Here is a 20055-nt window from a genome sequence, read left to right on the forward strand (position 1 = left end):
GCTTTCTCCTACCATGGGTCCATAAAAAACCGCCCATCCGGCATCCGGCTGTGATGGTATTCCAATAAAAAAACTGGAGACAAGAATGACATTGACACGCCGCACACTCCTCGCCAGCGCCATGCTGCTGGCCGCTTCTGCCACCACCTTGGCTACCTCGTCCGCGTTTGCCGCCAAGCCCCTCGTCATGGGCTTTTCGCAGGTAGGCGCCGAGAGCGAATGGCGCACCGCCAATACCGTCTCCATCAAGGAGGCGGCCAAGAAAGACGGCGTCACCCTGAAATTTGCCGATGCGCAGCAAAAGCAGGAAAACCAGGTCAAGGCCCTGCGCTCCTTCATCGCGCAAAAGGTCGATGTGATCGCCTTTTCGCCCGTCGTCGAATCGGGCTGGGATACGGTGCTGCGCGAAGCCAAGGCGGCCAAGATTCCCGTCATCCTGACGGACCGCGCCGTCAACGTGGCCGATAAATCGCTGTACGTGACCTTCATCGGTTCCGACTTCGTGGAAGAGGGCCGCCGCGCCGGCCAATGGCTGCTGGACTATGCCAAGAAAACCCCGGATGCGACCCTGAACATCGTCGAGCTGCAGGGCACGGTCGGTTCCGCACCGGCCATCGACCGCAAGGAAGGCTTCCAGGAAGTCATCGGCAAGAATCCGAAGATGAAGATCATCCGTTCGCAAACGGGCGACTTTACGCGCGCCAAGGGCAAGGAAGTGATGGAAGCGTTCCTGAAGGCCGAAGGCAAGAAGATCAACGTCTTGTATGCGCACAATGACGACATGGCCATCGGCGCCATCCAGGCCATCGAAGAAGCGGGCATGAAGCCGGGCAAGGACATCATCATCATCTCGATCGATGGCGTCAAAGGCGCGTTCGAAGCCATGATCGCCGGCAAGCTGAACGTCACCGTCGAGTGCAGCCCGCTGCTGGGCCCGCAACTGATGTCCATCGCCCGCGATGTGGTGGCCGGTAAACCCGTGCCGGCGCGCATCACGACGGTGGAGAACGTGTTCCCTGCCGAGGTGGCCGCCAAGGAATTTCCGAACCGTAAGTACTAAGCTTGCCGCATGATGAATACGCAAGCGCATCACTCTGCCGCGCCAGCTCCCTTGCTGGAGTTGCGCGGCATCAGCAAAGCCTTTCCCGGCGTCAAAGCCCTCAGCGATGTGGCCCTGCGCCTGTATCCGGGCGAAGTGCACACCCTGATGGGGCAAAACGGCGCGGGAAAGTCGACCCTGATCAAGGTGCTGACGGGCGTCTACACGCCCGACAGCGGCCAGATCCTGTTTGACGGCAAGCCCATCGCCCCCGCTTCCACCTCGGACGCGCAGGCGCTCGGCATCAGCACCGTGTACCAGGAAGTCAATCTGTGTCCGAACCTGTCGGTGGCGGAAAACATCTTTATCGGCCGCTACCCGCGCCGTTTCGGGGCTATCGACTGGCGTGCCATGCAGCAACAGGCGCGTGCCTTGCTGCAGCAATTGCAGATCGATATCGATGTCACGGCGCAATTGTCCAGCTTTCCGCTGGCCATCCAGCAAATGGTGGCCATTTCGCGCGCGCTGAACATTTCGGCCCGCGTGCTGATCCTCGACGAACCCACGTCCAGCCTGGACGAGGCGGAAGTCCATCTGCTGTTCTCCGTGCTGCGCCGCCTGCGCGCACAGGGCATGGCGATCCTGTTCGTGACCCACTTCCTGGACCAGACCTACGCCATTTCAGACCGCATCACGGTGATGCGCAATGGCGAGCGCGAAGGAGAATACGCATGCAGCGAACTGTCGCGCCTGGCGCTGGTCAATAAAATGATCGGCGTGGCGGCGGATACCGTGGCGCAAGAGCTTGACCTGGCGCAAGAAGCGGGCGCGGCCAGCTTCGGACCGACCGTGCTGGAAGCGCAGGGCCTCGGCCGCAAGGGCGCCTTGCTGCCCATGGATTTCCACATCCGCCAGGGTGAATTGCTGGGCCTGGCCGGTTTGCTCGGTTCCGGCCGCACGGAACTGGCACGCCTGCTGTTTGGCGCCGACAAGGCCGACTCGGGCACGATCACCATGCAGGGCCAGCCGCGCCACTTCGCCGTGCCGCGCGACGCGATTGCCCGTGACATCGGTTTCTGCTCGGAAGACCGCAAGCACGAGGGTGCGATCCTGTCGCTCTCCGTGCGCGAAAACATCATATTGGCCTTGCAAGCCCGCACGGGCTTGCTGCGCGCCATCCCCTTTAAACGCCAGCAGGCGCTGGCCGATGAATACGTGAAGGCGCTCGGCATCAAGACGGCCAGCATCGAAACCCCGATCGGCAGCCTGTCCGGCGGCAATCAACAAAAAGCCTTGCTGGCGCGCTGGCTGGTGACGTCGCCGGCCATGCTGATCCTCGATGAACCGACGCGCGGCATCGACGTGCGTGCCAAGCAGGAAATCATGAGCTATGTCAGCAAGCTGTGCCGCAAGGGCATGGCCATCCTGTTCATTTCGTCCGAACTGCCCGAAGTGCTGCGCTGCAGCGACCGTATTCTGGTCATGCGCGACCGCAAGGCCTGCGGCGACTATGCGCGCGGCGAGCTCGATGACAGTTCCGTGCTGCAAGTGATTGCCGGAGAGACAGCATGAGCGTATTCACATCGTCGCCCGCCGCCCCTGCGGCGCGGGCGGCTGCCACCACGGATTCTTCCATTGTGCATACCGTTTTACACCATCCCCTGAGCCGGCCCCTGGCCGCGTTGTGCTTGCTGCTGCTGGTCGATCTTTTTGCCATCCCCGGCTTTTTCCATCTGGAAGTGCGCGACGGCCATTTGTACGGCAGCGTGATCGATATCGTCAATCGCGCGGCGCCCTTGATGCTGGCGGCCCTGGGCATGACCCTGGTGATTGCCACGCGCGGGATCGACATTTCCGTGGGCGCCGTCGTGGCCCTGTCCGGCACGGTGGCCGCCATGCTGATCGGCGGCACCATGGTGATGGACAATGGCGTGCCTACCTATGTGAGCAACATCCCCATGGGCTGGGCCCTGGCGGCGGCTTTGGGCGCGGCCTTGCTGTGCGGCGCCTGGAATGGCGTGCTGGTGGCCGGCCTGGGCTTGCAGCCCATCGTCGCCACCTTGATCCTGATGGTGGCGGGACGCGGCCTGGCGCAATTGCTGACGGATGGCCAGATCGTCACCGTCTACTATCAGCCGTTCTTTTTCATCGGCAGCGGCTACCTGTTCGGCTTGCCGTTCTCGCTGTTCCTCGTCGCGGCCGTGTTTATCATCACGGCCGTGCTGATGCGCAAGACCGCTTTGGGCCTGTTCATCCAGGCCGTCGGCATCAATCCCGTCGCCGCGCGCCTGGCCGGCATCCGGACGGCGACCCTGATCTTTTTCGTCTATGTGTTTTGCGCGGCCTGCGCGGGCTTGTCGGGCTTGATGATCAGCTCGAACATCAAGAGCGCGGACGCCAACAATGCGGGCCTGATGCTGGAACTGGACGCCATTCTGGCCGTCACCCTGGGCGGCACCTCGCTGGCGGGCGGCAAGTTCAGCCTCGTCGGCAGCATGATAGGCGCGCTCATCATCCAGACCCTGACCTACACGATCTATTCGCTCGGCGTGCCGCCCGAAGTCAACATGGTCGTCAAGTCCGTCGTCGTCTTCCTCGTTTGCCTGTCGCAATCGTCGGAATTCAAGCAATTGCTGCATCGGAGAAAAGCATGAAGGGTTTGCTGCATACCCCGTATTTCACCTCGCTCGTCACGGTCCTGCTGCTGGTGGTGATGCTGGGCCTGGGCGGCGCCGCCTATCCGGGCCTGCTGTCGACGCAGGTCATCTTTAACCTGTTGATCGATAACGCCTTTTTGCTGGTGATCGCCATCGGCATGACCTTTGTCATCGTTTCCGGCGGCATCGACCTGTCCGTCGGCTCCGTGCTGGCCCTGTCGACCATGATCGCCGCCTGGCTGCTGAACGTGGCGCACTGGCCGCCGCTGCTGGTGATCGCCAGCGTGCTGGCGCTGGGCGCCGTGTTTGGCGCCGGCATGGGCGCGCTGATCCATTATTTCAAGTTGCAACCGTTCATAGTCACCCTGGCCGGCATGTTTTTGGCGCGCGGCCTGTGCTACTTGATCAGCATCAATTCCATCACCATCGATGACCCGCTGTTCGTCGCCATGTCGCAGACGCAACTGCAATTCCTCGGCGGCTTTGTGTCGCCCGGCGTGGTCATCGCCGTGCTGACGTTACTGCTGGCCATCTGGCTGGCGCACGCCACGCCCTTCGGCCGCGCCGTGTATGCGATCGGCGGCAATGAACAGTCGGCCCTGATGATGGGCTTGCCCGTGGGCCGCACCAAGGTCTTCATTTACGCCTTCAGCGGCTTCTGTGCGTCCCTGGGCGGCGTGCTGTTTTCGTTCTACATGCTGTCCGGTTATGGCTTGCATGCGCAAGGCACGGAGCTGGACGCGATCGCCGCCGTCGTCATCGGCGGCACCCTGCTCAGCGGCGGCTACGGCTACGTGGCGGGCGCCCTGTCCGGCGTGCTGGTGCTGGGCACCATCCAGACCCTGATCGCCTTCGACGGCACGCTCAGCTCGTGGTGGACCAAGATCGTCATCGGCGGCCTGCTGTTTGTCTTTTGCGTCGTGCAAAGACTGATGGCCATGGGCCAGAAAACCACCAACGGGAGTTAACCTTATGTTGAAGCAACACACACGTGCCGCAGCCATCGGCATGGCGGCAGCGCTCGCCTGCGCCACGTTCGGCGCGCAGGCGGCCAACCCCATCGTGAAAAACATCTACACGGGCGATCCGGCCGCGCTGGTCGACAATGGCAGGGTGTACCTGTACGTCGGCCACGATGAAGCGAGCGCCACGGACACGGACTATCGGATGAACGAGTGGCGCGTGTATTCCTCGTGCGACATGGCCAACTGGACGGACCACGGCTCGCCCGTGCGCTTTTCCACGTTTGCCTGGGCCGGCAAGGATGCGTGGGCCGGCGACATCGTCAAGCGCGGCAATAAATACTATTTTTATTCGACCGTCGACCACAAGACCATTCCCGGCAAAGCCATCGGCGTGGCCGTGTCCGACAGCCCCACGGGGCCGTTCGTCGATGCGCGCGGCAGCGCCCTGGTCACGAATGACATGACGAAGCAGACGGCGATCCCGTGGGACGATATCGACCCGGCCGTCTTCATCGACACGGATGGCCAGGCCTATCTTTACTGGGGCAACACGGTCTTGAAGTACGCCAAGCTCAAGGCGAACATGACGGAGCTCGACGGCCCGATATTGACCTTCGGCATGGATGCGTTTACGGAAGCGGCCTACATGCACAAGCATGCGGGCACGTATTATTTGTCGTACTCGCGCAACTTCCCGGAAGAGACGGCGTATTCGACGGGTCCCACGCCGACAGGTCCGTGGCATTTCCGCGGCACCATCATGGACAAGAATGCCGTCGTGAAAACCATTCACCAGGCCATCATCGAATTCAACGGCAAGTCGTACATCTTCTATCACAACGACAAGTTGCCGGGCGGCGGAGAATACCGGCGCTCCGTGGCCGTGGAAGAGCTGAAATACAAGCCGGACGGCACGATCGAATTCATCCAGCAAACGGCTGGCCCGGCCGCCAATCCCAGCGCGGCCTGCAAGGCATCGTGATCGCTGCTTGACGACGCTCAAAAAGGAGACACACCGATATCAATAAGATCGATCTCAGTGAGAAACTGATATCGATCATGATATGATTTATTCATGGATACCCTCAACCCCAACTGGTTCTTGCGAGCCCGCCTGAAGACGCGGCAATTGCTGCTGTTGATCGCCCTGGACGAGCAGCGCAACATCCACCGCGCGGCGGAAGAATTGCACATGACGCAGCCGGCCGCGTCCAAGCAAATCAAGGACCTGGAAGAGATGCTCGACGTGCGCCTGTTCGACCGCTTGCCGCGCGGCATGGAGCCGACCATCTACGGCGAAACGATGATACGCCACGCGCGCATGGCGCTGACGAGCCTGTCGCTGGCGCATGACGATATCGTCGCGCTCAAATCAGGCCTGACGGGCCAGGTGGAAGTGGGCGTCATCATGACGCCGGCCATGGCCTTGCTGCCGCGCGCGATTGCCCGCATCAAGCAGCAGGCGCCGCTGATGCGCATCGGCGTGCACCTGGAGCACAGCAACACCCTGATGGACATGCTGCAGCATGGCACGCTCGATTTCATGATCGGGCGCATCCTGGAAAAGGAAAGCAGCGCCGGACTCATCTACGAGGAATTGACGGAAGAGCCGGCCAGCGCCGTGGCGCGCAATGGCCACCCGCTGCTGTCGCGCAAGAATCTGCAATTGAAGGATCTGGCGGGCCAGCCGTGGATCTTGCCGCCGCAAGGCAGCATCCTGCGCCACCGCTTCGACATGATGTTCCGCCGCGCCAGCCTGGAGCCGCCCGTGGACGTGGTCGACACCACCGCCTTGCTCTTGATCACATCCCTGCTGCAGCAGACGGATTCCCTGCACGTGATGCCGACGGAAGTGGCCCATTACTATGAATCGCTGAACGTGCTGAGCATCTTGCCGATCGAACTGCCGTGCAAGATGGATGCCTTCGGCATCATCCGCCAGCAGGATCATCTGTTGTCGCCGGGGGCGGATATGCTGTTGAAAGCTGTGCGGGCGACGGCCGCCGACATGTATTGACCCGAGGCGGTGGTTGTGTCGGATTACGCGTTCCGCTAATCCGACCTACGCATGGTCCGGTGACAGGTAGGTCGAATTAGCCCGCAGGGCGTAATCCGACAATACTCGTGCAGCATACTTAATCCGGCACCTCAAAGAAAAACAGCTGCACCAATCGTCCATTTTCCGGCGTGTCGCCAAACACATTGCTGATCGAGTGAAAGTAATGGCCCTTGTACACGATCAATCGGTTGTGGCGCATGGGCACTTCCAGCAGCGCTTGCCAACTGTCGCGCTGTTCCTGTAACTCGTTGAATTTCTGCACTTTACTGTTCGGCAGCCAGCGTTTCTGGAAGTCCTTGAAGCTGGCGTAGCCGCCCGCCTTCACGTCCGCTTCGGGCAATCGCCGGTACCAGCCGCTGGGCGTGTGGCGCCAGAACGTGGTGCCGCCCTGGCACTGCTCGGGCGGGTTCAGATACAGCACGCCCGCATAAAAATTGAAATTGTTGCCCGTCTCGTTGTCCACGTGGATATCGGTGCGCGCCATCGCGTCCGCATAGCTGAGGCGATACGAGCCGTTGTCGGGTGAAATGAAGCGGATGGGACGGCCCAGCGCCGTGGCGATGCGTTCCATGATGGCCTGGCTGGGCTGGCCCGCCGTCTGGCTGCCCGGATAATTCTGTCCTGCATAGCGCTGCTGCTCGAACGGCAGCGCCAGCGCCTGGGCGCGCCATGCGATGGGGTCGGGCAGGAAATCGTCGAGGATGTGCAAATCCGTTTCGCGCAGGAATTCCTGCAGCGAGGGCGCGACGTTGATCGGTGTCAAAGTTTCTGCCTGGTCCGCTTGCGGGCTGGCAAAGCCGATACGGCAGGTTTGCGCCAGCGCCGGATGCAGGGCCAGGGCTTGCGCATAGCGGGCCAGCGCCGGTTCCTGCTGTCCCGTGCGGTAATACAGCTCGGCCAGGCCCTGCAGGGTTTGCCAGCGCTGGGGACGCAGGGCATGGGCACGTTCCAGTTCCGCGATGGTCTCCATCAGCCGCTGTTTTCCCATCAGCAATTCCGCATGTAGAATCGCGAAATCGTGTTCGTGCGGCGCCAGCCGCGCCGCCGTGGCGTAGCTGGCCAGTGCCGCCTCGCTGTCCGTGCCGCGCAGCACGTTGCCCAGGTTGTAGTGGAACAGGGCATTGTCGGGCTGCTGCCTGAGCGACAGTTTCAACAGGCCCAGGCCGAGGGCGCCCTGGCCCAGTTCCAGCATGGCCAGGCCCTGGAAATGCTGCGCTTCGGCCAGGGCCGGATCTTGCTTGTAAGCAGCCTGGTAAGCGTTGATCGCTTCGATCAGCTTGCCTTGCTGCTGCAGTTGCCGGCCCTTGGCCAGCTGTTGTTCCGCCAGTGTCTGTTCGCCCATGTCGCTATCCCGATGCAATGTGGCGAACAGTGTAACCGAGCTCGTTCTACAGCGCCTGGCTGACAGGAATTTCCTGTCCGTTCAGCTTGATCGCCACCTTGACGATCTGCGCCTTGACCTGGTTGCTGGCCATGTCCGCTTCCTGGGCGTAGGCATACACGATGATGGCGAAGTCCTTGTAGCCGCTGCGGGCCGCCTCGATCTTGCGCGCCGCCTCCTGGTCCACCTTCAGCAGCGAGTAGCCGTCGCCGTTGCTGAACGCCAGCTTGTAGTCGCCGTTGTCGTACATGTAGTAATACGTGCCCGCTTCGGCGAACTTGGCGGGGAAGGCGGCCTTGTCCATCGCGTACGGCGACAGCGCGCCCTGGCCGTTGATCTGGTAGCGCAGGTAGCGCTTCGTCTTGGCTTCATTGACCTTGGCGTCGATCTGCGGTTTCAGCGCGTCGAGCACTTCCTGCTTGCGGAAGGCGTCGTTGCTGCCCGCATATTCGCGCGAGATGCGCTGCGCCACGGCCGCATAGTCGGGCGGCACGCCGGACAGGGCGATGTAGCTGTACATCAGCTGATTGCCGCTGGTGATGTCGACATAGCTGGCGCTTGGGGTGGCAGCGTCCGCTTGCGGCAGGCTGGCGGCGGCCGCCTTGACTTGCGCTTTCGCGGCCAGGTCGGCCGTGCTGGTGGCGACGGGGGCTGGCGCCGTCGACGCGGCGGTGTCGGTTTTGCCGCAGGCGGACAGGATCAGGGCGATGGCGAACAGGGCGGGCAGGGTGCGTTGCATGATAGTTCCTTCAGAGTAAGTTACGGGGAGACAGTGAAAAGGTCGCGGCTTAGCCGATGGTCTTGCGCTTGTATTCGCCATAGCCGTAGGCGGCCAGCACGGTGGCAGACGCCAGCAACAGGTAGCTGCCGACGCCGAACGACATGCTGTGCCAGACCTGGGACAGCATTTCATCGGCCATGCGGCTGGCGATTTCATTGTTGCGTCCGCCCAGCAGGCTTTGCACGCCGGCGGTCGAGGCGCTGACCGAGTCGCGCACGGTCATGGTCAGCCTGGCGCTGTAGATCAGCAGGAAGAGCAGCGGGGCGGCCTTGCCGAGCGCGGCCTTGGCGTTGTGGATGAACAGGCTGGCAAAACAGGCGCCGATTGCCAGCAGGAAGAAGAAGCGGCCCGAGGTAAAGCTGCTCCGGGTCCCTTGCGACAGGCGCTCCAGATTGTCGATGGGCATGCCGAGCATTTCCCAGAAGCTAAAACTGCTGTTGCCATACAGGCGCATGTCCAGCACATTGAACAGGAAGGCGCCTGCCAGCAGGGCAGCGATACTGGCGAGTACCGGCAGGCCCAGCATGGCGACGGCCTTGCTCCACAGTTGATGGCCCTTGGCGCGCGCCAGTTTTGCCGCGACGGCCATGTCTTCCTGTGCCAATTGCTGGGTAGAAACGACACGCAGGGTCTCGATGGCGCCGGCGGCGTCGAGGCAGACGTCAACGACGGCATTCAGGGCTGGCGCGGTGTCCGAGCGCCAGTGCTTGCTGACGTCAAATGGATATTGCACGCCCTCGATGCTGACGGTGCCGAGGCCGCTCGACTGGTAGGTCATGATGCGGCCGCGTTGGCCGGTGGTGATTGTTGCTGGGCTCGATGTTTGCATGGTTTTCCCTGGTCACTGTCATGCTGTATTGCATGTACCCACGGATAACGGGGGCAGTTCAGGGAAATCTAAAATTATTTTGAATTATTTTTTCGGCGGCTGCAAAACGTCCTTGGCGGCGCCCTGGTAATCCTTCATCAAGCCCATGAAGGCATCCTGCAGATGGCGGGCCGCGTCCTGCGGTGCCGCGCCCGTGCGCCGCGCCAGGTCGAATTTATACGCATGGGCGGGGCTGTAGCCGGCTTGCGAGGCGGCGTCCAGCAGCACGCCGGCGCGTTTCAATGAGGCCGGGTCGCCCTTGACCATCAGCAACTCAGCCAGATAGGTCTGGGCAATCGGGAAATCCTTGGCGGCCGCCTTTTCCAGCCATTGCATGCCCGCCTTCGGCTGCTTGATGCCGGCGTCGCCGCCGCCGATGCCATAGCCGAGGGCCGTCAGCGCCACCAGATCGCCGCCGCGCGCGCGCTTTTCCAGCTGCTGGCGCGGAAATGGCCGGGCCGCGATCTGCATGCGGATTTCGTAGTTGATGTCTTGCAATACATTACCGGGCCATACCTTGGCGCCGGGGGCGGCTGGCTTCTCCACCGCTGGCGCAGGCGCCGGGACCGGTGCGCGCATGCCGCCCTGGCCTTGCGCGCCGGCCAGCACGCCCGGTGTTGACTGGCTGACGCCCTTGCCGCTGCCCATGTTCAGCACCAGGCGCGCCGACGTTTCGCCGAACGAGACGCGCGGCTTTTGCACATCATGCGTCATGGCGGCCACTCTTGCCGCCACTTGCGAGAAGACGTCGCTCATGGGCAAGCCCGGCGCATCGAGCGCGTCGAGCAGGGCGCTGGTATACGGGCTGTTGCGCGAGTCGGGCGACCAGAAATCGCGCGCCAGCGCGCCCGGTCCCGCCGAATAGGCGATCACCACGCCCCGTGGTGTTTGCGTATCGGCAAAGCCGTGGCTGGCCGCATTGCCGCCGCCGGGCACCATCACGGCGCCGCCACGCGTGTATTCCTGGCGGCAAGCATCGAGGATCAGCACGGCGCCGCGCGCACCCGTGCGCTGCAAGTCGCCGGCCAGGCTGGACACCGATACGCCCTGTGCGGCGATGGCGGCCGCGCTGAGCGCGTTCATGTTCGCGCCGATGGGCAGTACGTAATTGGCCTCGCCCGCCTGCGCGCCATGGCCCGCGTAAAACACGAGGGCGATATCGGCGCCGCGCGCCAGCGTGGAAAAGTCGGCGGAAGCCTTTTGCAATTGCGCGCCATTGATGTCCGTGCGCAGCAGCACTTCAAAGCCCAGGCGGCGCAGGCGCTCGGCCATGGCGCGCGCATCGTTCACGGGATTTAACAGCGGCTGCGGATAGGCGGCATTGCCGATCACCAGGGCGATGCGCTTGCCCGCGCTATTGCCGTTGCCGCCTGCGGCGGCCTGGATGGCGGCGTGCGCGATGCCGGTACAGAGCAAGAGGACGAGAGTGGAAAACAGCAGGAAAAGGCGGCGCATCGGTATCTCTGGCGGTTGGTGTTGAAATAGCAAAAGGTTAGCGATTTTCCCACTGATATGCGAAAATTGCCTGAATGCATTTTACCTTACTGACAAGTTTTCCCTGGCTCGCCCGGGTATTTTCCCGCCACCGGCGCGCCGCCTCGCGACGGCCCGGTGGCGCCCCTGCCCCCACACACGATCGGACCGGCTTTGCAATCGGAACCATTTGAACGCATCCATGATTTCTGGACCCGCCGCCAGCAGTTGACGCAAGGCGAGCTGGCCGAGTTTTACCAGCGCGTCATCGCCGCGCTGGCGCCGTGCCGCCCGCGCGAAGCGGCGTCGCTCGGCGATTCCCTGGCCGACTTGCGCCACCAGTATTTCGTCGAGCGCGTGCTGGGCGGCGAGAGCGAGGCGGCGCCGCTGCATCCGGGCGCGCTGTACCTGTATTTCAAGCGCTTCATCATCGACCAGCTGCGCAAGCGGCGCGATGGCGTGCCCATTGATGGCGAGGCTTGCGACCTGCCCGCGCCCGACGCTTATGTGGAACCGCTGCGCGATTACCAGCTGACGCCGGCACAGGTGCGCGTGGCGGCGGAGCAGTTCATCGCCACCCTGCCGCAGGATTTGATCTTGCTGCTGCGCCACTGCGGCTGCGGCGGCATGCCCGTCAAGGAACTGGCCGAGCAGATCGCTTCCGCGCATTACCATGGCGGCAAGCTGGGCCTGGTGCACCGGCAGAAGGGCGAGGCCAGCAGCGCCGGGCGCCAGCTCGTCCAGCCGGCCCACCGCGCCACCTTGCTGGGCGGCTGGGTCTTGAGCCTGCTCAAGCTGCGCGTGGGCGATGCGCTGGCGGCGCGCGATATGGACGCGGCGCAAATAGTTTTGGATATTTTATGCGTGGCCGCGTTATCCGTGGACATGCACTCCCCGGCTTCCGCCTCCACTCGCTTGAACATTGATGAAAGGCCACAGGCATGACTGCGCTGACGCCCTCGCTGGCCATCGTTGCCGCGCGCTTGGAATCCCCCCCGTCTTCCGTTGAACTGCTGGCGCAGGACGTGGTGAACGAAGCGCTTCCCGACTGGCGCGGCATTGCCGTGCCGCCCCACCTGCTGGAACGCCTGGGCCGCCGCAGCGATGCGGCGCCGCTGGCCGGGCGGCCCATCGCCGGCGGACAGATCCACTTGCTGGCGCGCCGTCCCGGCTTTGGCGCCGTGCTGCTCGATGCCTGGAGCAGCCAGGGCCAGCGCTGGCGCGGCTGGCTCGTCACGTCGGATGCGGCCTACGCGGATGCCTGCGGCCTGGTGATCGAGGCGCGCGACGCGCCCGTCGATCCCCGCGCCGCACTGGTACTGTGCGACATGCCCGTGGAACTTGCTGTCGGCGACCTGGGCGCCTGCCTGGGCGTCTTCAGCCAGGAGCGCTTGCAGGCGGCGCGCTGGCTGGAAGCGCACGGCCGCGAGAATGCCGCCGAGGCCAGGCCCGGCGTGATCGCGCGCGTGGCCCTGGGGCACGACTATGCCTTGACGGGCACGCCGCTGGCCACGGCATTGCACCAGGATGACCGGCTGGCCTACCGACAACTGTTGCGCCAGGGCTTGGCGCAATTGCAGATCGCCACGGCGGCGCCGGCCGCCACGGCCGATGCCGCCGTCACGGCGCCGCTGGCGCTGCCAGGCCGGGCGGCGAACGCCAGCCGCTGGCTGAAAGTGGTGACAGCCGTGGCCGCCAGCGTGATGGTGGTGCAATCGGCCTGGCTGTTCCTGCCGCGCGAGGCGCCATCCGATGGCACTGCCGAGTACCGCGGCGGCAGCGGCGTGGAGACGGGCGTGCGCATCCGCGTGCTGTTCCGCGCCGACGCCAGCGAAGCGGAAATCCGCACCTGGCTGCAGCGCGAACAGCTGGAAATCGTCAGCGGACCCGATACACTGGGCGCCTTCACGCTGCTGTCGCGCACGCGGCAGAAAGTGCTGCCGCCGCCGGGGCCGGGCAATCCGCTGGCCGTGATCAATCCCTGAGCGCCATCATAAGAAAAGGCAATCAATGACTAGTCTGCATAAGATATCTGGATCGATTGCCGTGCTGCTCAGCCTATGCAGCGCGGCCGTGCAGGCCGACTGCCTGGGCATGAAGGTGCACGCCCGCCGGGGCGCGGGCGAAGCGCCGCAGCATGCGCTGAGCGCGCTGCGCAATGCCTATTTCGGCACCTGGGATGGCGTCGAGGCACCGTTGCGCCAGCTGGGCGACGGCAACTGGGTCGTGCATGCGGACGCGCAGACGGGCCGGGTCGTCGACAGCGGTGCCGTGCATGCGCTGCGCCAGCTCGATGCCGACGCCTGGCGCGCCGCCAGCATGAAGCTGCACGCCAGCACCACGGCGGAAACGCCGCCCTTCGTGAGCGACGTCGCCGACCTGGCCAGCGCCTTTCCGCACAAGACACTGAACGGGGAAATCCAGGAGGCCGCCGCCACGTGCGCGCCCGTGGCCGCGCTGGTGACGCAGTTGCGCGCCGGCATCAAGCACGGCAACTGGTTCCTCACGTCGGCGGCGGCGGGCAACCTCGCCTGTGCGCGCGCTGCCGATCCGCACGGCTACCTGGGGCTGGTCGTGCTCGCCGCACGCCCCGTGCCGCCAGCCGACGCCAGGCCGGTCAGCCGTCTCGGCGCCCGGCATGCGCGCCCGCCCAGGCTGGACAAGGCCTGGCTGCAGCGCCTGCAGGCGCAGGTGGGCATGCCGGTCGGCGTGCACCTCGATGCGCGCAGCCTCGATGCCAATCCCCGGCTGCTGACGGACGCGGCGACCTTGAACATGCCCGTCTTCGTGCAAGCGGCCGATGGCGACTCGGCCCTGGCCGCCGCGCTGCTGCGCGCGCAGCAGCGCAGCCAGCGCTGGCCCAGCGGCGTCGTCATCGACGGCAGCGCCGATGCGTTTTGCGCGATGCTGGAGTAGGACCTGGCAGGCTACGGCCCGCTCGCCGGCACTGCGCCGGCGGCATGGCGCGCTGCCCACGCTCTTCTCCGCAGGCATATCGACAAGCGCCGGTTCCTGCTCGCGCCGCTGGCGCCGCCGTTCAAGGACGCCGCCGGAACGGCGGCACCGTTCTCCCGCACCGCAACATCGATAATGTTTGCATCGCGCGGCAAGCTGGCATATAAATGTAATCGATTACATTTAGCGGAAAATCCATGCCACCAGCCGTTCCCGGGCATTCGCCAGCCGATGCCGCCGTCTCCATCAGCGCCGTTGCCGCCCACGCGGGCGTGTCGGTGGCCACCGTCTCGCGCGTGATGAACGAGCAGGCAGGGGTGCGGGCGCCCACGCGCGACAAGGTGCTGGCGTCCGTGGCCGCGCTCGGCTACCGCATGAACCACCTGGCGCGCAGCCTGCGCACGGCCGAGAGCCGCATGCTGCTCACCATGGTGCCCGACGTGGGCAACCCCTTCTATGCGCAGATCGTGCGCGGCATCGACACGGTGGCGCGCGAACACGGCTATTTCGTGCTGCTGTGCGACACGGGCGCCGATGCGGGCCGCGAGCGCTCCTACTTCGACCTGCTGCGCATGCACCGCGCCGACGGCGCCATCTGCCTGGACCCGGACACGGTGCAGCATGCCTTGTCGCATGAATCGGCCAGCCTGCCGTGGGTGGCCTGCTGCGAATTCGACCCCGCCGTGGCCGTGCCCTACGTCGGCATCGACAACCACCGCGCCGCCTCGGACGCCGTCGCGCACCTGTTGTCGCGCGGCCATACGCGCATCGGCCTGATCAACTCCGACGAGCGCTATCTGTACGCGCGGCAACGCCAGCAAGGCTATCTGGACACCCTGGCGGGGGCCGGACTGCCCGTGCGGCCGCAGTGGGTGCACACGGTGCAAAGCCTCGACTATGAGGCGGGCACGGCCGCCACCTTGCGCATGATGGCGCAGCCCGATGCGCCCACGGCCATCTTTGCCGTCTCCGACACCCTGGCCATCGGCGTGCTGAGCGCGCTGCGCCAGCTGAAAAAACGCGTACCCGAGGACGTGGCCGTGATCGGCTTCGACGATATCGCCATCGCCGCGCAGATGGCCCCCGGTTTGACCACCATCGCGCAGCCGATGCGCGAGCTGGGCGAGACGGCGGCCCGCCTGCTGCTGCAGCGGCTGGCGGACCCGGCAGCCAGCGTGCCGGGCGTGTTGCTGCAGCACCGATTAATTCTGCGAGGGAGTGCATAGTGAGCGTTGCCGTCGGTTTCGAGGGGGTGTGCAAGGATTTCGGACCCGTGCGCGTCTTGCATGGCGTCAGTTTTACCCTGTCGCCCGGGCGCGTGTATGGCTTGCTGGGCGAAAACGGCGCCGGCAAGTCGACCCTGATGAAAATCCTCGCCGGCTACGAGGCCGTGAGCGAGGGGCAATTGCTGATCGATGGCCAGCCCCGGCGCTTCGCCAGTTCGCGCGCGGCGGAGGCCGCCGGCATCGTGCTGATCCACCAGGAATTCAACCTGGCCGAGCACCTGACGGTGGTGCAGAACATGTTTTTAGGCCACGAGCAGACGCACTGCTGGCTGCTCGACGAGGCCGCCATGCGCGAGGAAGCGTCGCGCTACCTGAAACAGGTGGGGCTGGACGTGTCGCCCGACACCAAGATCCGCGACCTCATCGTCGCCGAGAAACAACTTGTGGAAATCGCCAAGGCCCTGTCGCGCCGCGCCCGCTTTTTGATCATGGACGAGCCGACGGCCACCCTGACGTCGTCCGAGACCCAGCGCCTGTTCGCCGTCATGGCGCAGCTGAAAAGCGATGGCGTCACCATCCTCTATATTTCCCACAAGCTCGATGAAGTGGAGCGCAACACGGACGAGGTCATCGTCATGCGCGACGGGCGTTTCGTCACGCGCGAGCCGACGGCCAGCCTGACGCGCCAGCAGATGGCGAACCTGATGGTGGGGCGCGAATTGTCGGACATGTTCCCCGCGAAAGTGCCGCTGGCGAAAGAAGCTCCTGTGCTGCTGAAAATCGAGGGGCTCTGCGTGCCCGGCTGGGCGAAAGACCTGTCGTTCGAGGTGCGCGCCGGTGAAGTGCTGGGCTTTGCGGGCCTGGTGGGCGCGGGGCGCACGGAATCGTTCGAAGCGCTGCTGGGCCTGCGCCCGCGCAGCGCGGGCTTGATCGAGATCAATGGCCAAGAGGTCGACATCCGTAGCCCCAAGCAAGCGATGCAGCACGGCATGACGTATCTGAGCGAAGACCGCAAGGGCAAGGGCTTGCACGTGAACCTGGGCTTGCGCGAAAACCTCACGATGATGACGATGGAGCGCTATGCGCGGCCGTGGCTCGACGTCAATGCCGAAAAACAGGCGCTGGACAGGGCCGTCGGGGATTTCCATATCCGCACGGGCGACCTCGCCAGCCGCGCGCGCATGTTGTCGGGCGGTAACCAGCAAAAGCTGGCGCTGGCCAAATACCTGCATTCGGACCCCCGTGTCGTCGTGCTCGATGAACCGAGCCGTGGCGTGGACGTGGGCGCCAAGCGCGACATTTATTTTTTGATCCACCGCCTGGCCGCCGAAGGGCGCGCCGTGATCGTGATTTCATCGGAACTGATCGAATTGATCGGCCTGTGCCACCGCGTGGCCGTGATGCGCGCCGGCACCCTGCAAGCCACCCTGTCCGCCGACCACCTGACCGAAGAGGAGTTGATTGCCCATGCAACCGGCACGCACTGACACCACCGTATCCCTGATTGGCCACTTTGGCGCGCGCATCAAGGGTTTCGGCCCCGTGCTGGGCTTGTTATCTCTGTGCATCGCGGGCACCTTGCTCAATGGCGATTTCGCCACCCTCGATAACCTGATGAACGTGCTCACGCGCACGGCCTTCATCGGCATCATCGCCGTGGGCATGACTTTCGTCATCATCTCGGGCGGCATCGACCTGTCGGTCGGCTCGATGGCGGCCCTGATCGCCGGCTGCATGATTTATTTCATGAATGCGCTGGCGCAAGGCGCGGGCGGCGAGCTGGCGCCGATCACCATGCTGGTGCTGGGCATCGCCATGGCATTGATCCTCGGTGCCGGCTTCGGCCTGATGCACGGCTTGTTGATCAGCAAGGGCAATATCGAACCGTTCATCGTCACCCTGGGTACCTTGGGCATTTTCCGCGCCGTGCTCACGTACCTGGCCGATGGCGGCGCGCTGACCCTGGACGCCACCCTGTCCGAGCTGTACAGCCCCGTCTACTACACGAGCGTGCTGGGTGCGCCGATCCCGATCTGGATCTTTCTGTTCGTCGCGGCGGCCGGTGCCGTCATCCTCAACCGCACGACCTTTGGCCGCCACGTGCAGGCGATTGGTTCCAACGAGCAAGTGGCGCGCTATGCGGCCATCAACGTCGATAAAGTCAAAATCGCCACCTACATGCTGCTGGGCGTGTGCGTGGGCATCGCCACGGTGCTGTACGTGCCGCGCCTGGGCTCGGCCACGCCGACGACGGGCTTGCTGTGGGAACTCGAAGCGATTGCCGCCGTCGTCGTCGGCGGCACGGCCCTGAAAGGGGGAGAAGGGCGCATCGTCGGCACCGTGATCGGCGCCATTTTGTTGTCCGTGATCAGCAATATCCTGAATTTGACCAGCATCATCAGTGTCTACCTGAATGCCGCAGTGCAAGGCGTGGTGATCATCGCCGTCGCCTTCCTGCAGCGAGGCCGCAAATAAAACCATAGCGACGTTCTGAAAGGGCGGCCAACGGGCGCCCACAACCTTGGAGGAGAGCAGCATGAAGAGCTTTATACGGGTAGCAGGGATGGCGGTGCTGGTGATGCAGGCGTGGGCGTTGCCGATGGGGCCGGCGCAAGCGGCTGACAAGCTGGTCGTGGGCGTGGCCATTCCCACGGCCACGCACAGTTTTACCTCGGGCATCGTGTGGTGGGCGAATCAAGCCAAGGCGGAGCTGGAAAAAGCCCATCCGGGCGTGAAAATCATCGTCAAGACGGCCGCCACGGCGCCCGAGCAGGCAAACCAGCTGCAGGACATGTTGACGGTGAACAAGATCAACACCCTGGTGATCTTCCCCATCGAATCGGCCTCACTGACGCAGCCCGTGGCGCAGGTGAAAAGCAAGGGCGTCTACGTGACGGTGGTGGACCGTGGCTTGACGAACACGCAGTCGCAGGACGCGTATATCGCGGGCGACAACACGGCGTTTGGCAAGCTGCCGGCCGAATACCTGGCGAAAAGTCTGAATGGCAAGGGCAATATCGTCGTGCTGCGCGGCATGCCGACCACGCTCGATAACGAGCGTTACGATGCATTTTCCGCCGTCATGAAAGGCCATCCCGACATCAAGGTGCTGGACGCCAAGTATGGCAACTGGAACCGCGACGATGCCTTCAAGGTCATGCAGGATTACCTGACCCGCTTCAAGCACATCGACGCCGTCTGGGCCGCCGATGACGACATGGCCATCGGCGTGCAGAAGGCCATCGCGCAAGCCAAGCGCACGGACATCAAGCAAGTGTTCGGCGGCGCGGGCGCCAAGGGCGCCGTGAAAAAGATCATGGACGGTTCCGACCCGCTGATCGTGGCCGACGTGTCGTACTCGCCGAAGTTCATGTACGACGCCATCAAGCTGACGACGGAAGCGCGCCTGAAAGGTGATAAATTGCCGGCCAACACGATCATCCCCTCGGTGCTGATCACGCGCGAGAACGCCAAGCAGTTTTACTTTCCGAACTCGCCTTTTTAAATTCTGGGGTCAGACCCCCTCGCCCGCCAGCAATGACTTTTGCGTTAGCGGCATTGAGGGTCTGACCCCGGCTTTCTTCAACAGGACATTGACATGAAAACCATCCAGGGCCCGGCCATCTTCCTGGCCCAGTTCCTCGGCGACGAGCCGCCGTTCGACTCGCTCGAGCACCTGGCGCAATGGGCGGCCGGCCTGGGTTACAAGGGCTTGCAGCTGCCCACGGCGCCGCGCCTGTTTGATCTGGAACAAGCGGCAGGCAGCCAGCAGTACTGCGACGACGTGGTAGCCCTGCTGGCGCGCCATGGCTTGCAGGTGACGGAATTGTCGACGCATTTGCAGGGCCAGCTGATCGCCGTGCATCCCGCGTATGACGCGCTGTTCGACGGCTTTGCGCCCGAGCATGTGCGTGGCGACAGCGCGGCCCGCACGGCCTGGGCCACGCAGCAGCTGCTGTGGGCGGCCACCGCCTCGCAGCGTCTGGGGCTGACGGCGCACGTGACGTTTTCCGGCGCGCTGGCCTGGCCCTACCTGTACCCGTGGCCGCAGCGCCCCGCCGGGCTGGTGGAGACGGCGTTCGCGGAACTGGCGAAACGCTGGCTGCCCATCCTCGATGCGTTTGACTCTGCCGGCGTGGACCTCTGCTACGAACTGCATCCGGGCGAGGATTTGCACGACGGCGTGACGTTCGAGCGCTTTCTTGCCGCCGTCCACGACCACCCGCGCGCGGCCATTCTTTACGACCCCAGCCACTTCGTGCTGCAGCAGCTCGATTACCTGGCGTTCATTGACATTTATCATGCGCGCATCAAGGCCTTTCACGTCAAGGATGCGGAATTTCGGCCCAACGGGCGCCAGGGCGTGTATGGCGGCTATGGCGACTGGCAAGACCGGGCCGGGCGCTTCCGTTCGCTCGGCGATGGGCAGATCGATTTCAAGGCGATCTTTTCGAAGCTGGCGCAGTACGATTTTCCAGGCTGGGCCGTGCTGGAATGGGAATGCTGCCTGAAGCACCCGGAGGATGGCGCGGCCGAGGGCGCACGCTTCATCCGTGAACACATCATCCACGTGGCCGAACATGCGTTCGACGATTTCGCGGGCAGCGCGGTTGACCAAGGACAGATCAACCATTTGTTGGGCTTGAAATAA

General features: G+C 64.1%; 18 protein-coding genes. 14 read left to right on the top strand and 4 right to left on the bottom strand.

Annotation, left to right across the window (positions count from 1 at the left end):
- Positions 1–85: 85 nt before the first annotated feature.
- From AC3RCJ_RS02465 to AC3RCJ_RS02490, 6 genes are all read left to right on the top strand, one after another.
- On the top strand, positions 86–1060 hold the full coding sequence (locus AC3RCJ_RS02465; RefSeq protein WP_492957818.1) for an ABC transporter substrate-binding protein: 975 nt from the start codon (positions 86–88) through the stop codon (positions 1058–1060).
- Positions 1061–1069: 9 nt separating this feature from the next.
- Positions 1070–2611, top strand: a complete 1542-nt coding sequence (locus AC3RCJ_RS02470; protein ID WP_492957820.1) for a sugar ABC transporter ATP-binding protein — start codon at positions 1070–1072, stop codon at positions 2609–2611.
- Positions 2608–3693 carry an ABC transporter permease gene (locus tag AC3RCJ_RS02475; protein ID WP_492957822.1) on the top strand — a complete coding sequence of 362 codons (1086 nt, stop codon included), beginning with the start codon at positions 2608–2610 and terminating at the stop codon, positions 3691–3693. The genes AC3RCJ_RS02470 and AC3RCJ_RS02475 overlap by 4 nt, the downstream gene beginning before the upstream one ends.
- Complete coding sequence (gene yjfF / locus AC3RCJ_RS02480) at positions 3690–4664, top strand: galactofuranose ABC transporter, permease protein YjfF (protein WP_492957824.1); 975 nt, start codon at positions 3690–3692, stop codon at positions 4662–4664. Before AC3RCJ_RS02475 ends, yjfF begins: the two co-directional genes overlap by 4 nt.
- Before the next feature lie 4 nt (positions 4665–4668).
- Positions 4669–5643, top strand: a complete 975-nt coding sequence (locus AC3RCJ_RS02485) for a glycoside hydrolase family 43 protein (RefSeq protein WP_492957826.1) — start codon at positions 4669–4671, stop codon at positions 5641–5643.
- Between the two features lie 93 nt (positions 5644–5736).
- On the top strand, positions 5737–6678 hold the full coding sequence (locus AC3RCJ_RS02490) for a LysR family transcriptional regulator (protein ID WP_035823672.1): 942 nt from the start codon (positions 5737–5739) through the stop codon (positions 6676–6678).
- Between the two features lie 118 nt (positions 6679–6796).
- On the opposite strand, the gene AC3RCJ_RS02495 is transcribed toward AC3RCJ_RS02490, so the two are convergent.
- The 4 genes from AC3RCJ_RS02495 to AC3RCJ_RS02510 form a co-directional block, all read right to left on the bottom strand.
- The gene (locus tag AC3RCJ_RS02495) at positions 6797–8062 is read right to left on the bottom strand and encodes a DUF6445 family protein (protein WP_492957828.1); all 1266 of its coding nucleotides are present in this window, start codon (positions 8060–8062) and stop codon (positions 6797–6799) included.
- A 46-nt stretch (positions 8063–8108) separates the two neighbouring features.
- Positions 8109–8840: a hypothetical protein gene (locus AC3RCJ_RS02500; protein WP_492957830.1), complete on the bottom strand. Its 732-nt coding sequence runs from the start codon at positions 8838–8840 to the stop codon at positions 8109–8111.
- Positions 8841–8889: 49 nt separating this feature from the next.
- Positions 8890–9711: a hypothetical protein gene (locus AC3RCJ_RS02505; protein WP_492957832.1), complete on the bottom strand. Its 822-nt coding sequence runs from the start codon at positions 9709–9711 to the stop codon at positions 8890–8892.
- Positions 9712–9795: 84 nt separating this feature from the next.
- Entirely contained in the window at positions 9796–11205 is a 1410-nt protein-coding gene (locus AC3RCJ_RS02510) for a caspase family protein (RefSeq protein WP_492957834.1), read from the bottom strand.
- Positions 11206–11397: 192 nt separating this feature from the next.
- Here AC3RCJ_RS02510 and AC3RCJ_RS02515 point away from each other — a divergent pair, with 192 nt between their 5' ends.
- The 8 genes from AC3RCJ_RS02515 to AC3RCJ_RS02550 all read left to right on the top strand — a co-directional run bounded on the left by AC3RCJ_RS02515 (position 11398) and on the right by AC3RCJ_RS02550 (position 20055).
- Complete coding sequence (locus tag AC3RCJ_RS02515) at positions 11398–12168, top strand: hypothetical protein (RefSeq protein WP_492957836.1); 771 nt, start codon at positions 11398–11400, stop codon at positions 12166–12168.
- Positions 12165–13208 carry a hypothetical protein gene (locus AC3RCJ_RS02520; protein ID WP_492957838.1) on the top strand — a complete coding sequence of 348 codons (1044 nt, stop codon included), beginning with the start codon at positions 12165–12167 and terminating at the stop codon, positions 13206–13208. The genes AC3RCJ_RS02515 and AC3RCJ_RS02520 overlap by 4 nt, the downstream gene beginning before the upstream one ends.
- Before the next feature lie 25 nt (positions 13209–13233).
- A complete protein-coding gene (locus AC3RCJ_RS02525) occupies positions 13234–14139 on the top strand; it encodes a glycerophosphodiester phosphodiesterase (protein WP_492957840.1) in 906 nt (301 codons plus the stop codon).
- Positions 14140–14375: 236 nt separating this feature from the next.
- Positions 14376–15404 carry a LacI family DNA-binding transcriptional regulator gene (locus tag AC3RCJ_RS02530; RefSeq protein WP_492957842.1) on the top strand — a complete coding sequence of 343 codons (1029 nt, stop codon included), beginning with the start codon at positions 14376–14378 and terminating at the stop codon, positions 15402–15404.
- Complete coding sequence (locus tag AC3RCJ_RS02535; RefSeq protein WP_492957844.1) at positions 15404–16891, top strand: sugar ABC transporter ATP-binding protein; 1488 nt, start codon at positions 15404–15406, stop codon at positions 16889–16891. Before AC3RCJ_RS02530 ends, AC3RCJ_RS02535 begins: the two co-directional genes overlap by 1 nt.
- Complete coding sequence (locus AC3RCJ_RS02540; RefSeq protein WP_492957846.1) at positions 16872–17879, top strand: ABC transporter permease; 1008 nt, start codon at positions 16872–16874, stop codon at positions 17877–17879. Before AC3RCJ_RS02535 ends, AC3RCJ_RS02540 begins: the two co-directional genes overlap by 20 nt.
- A 61-nt stretch (positions 17880–17940) precedes the next feature.
- Positions 17941–18909 carry a substrate-binding domain-containing protein gene (locus AC3RCJ_RS02545; protein WP_492957848.1) on the top strand — a complete coding sequence of 323 codons (969 nt, stop codon included), beginning with the start codon at positions 17941–17943 and terminating at the stop codon, positions 18907–18909.
- Positions 18910–19002: 93 nt separating this feature from the next.
- The gene (locus AC3RCJ_RS02550; protein WP_492957850.1) at positions 19003–20055 is read left to right on the top strand and encodes a sugar phosphate isomerase/epimerase family protein; all 1053 of its coding nucleotides are present in this window, start codon (positions 19003–19005) and stop codon (positions 20053–20055) included.

The organism is Janthinobacterium sp. GW822-FHT07H11, assembly GCF_058798615.1.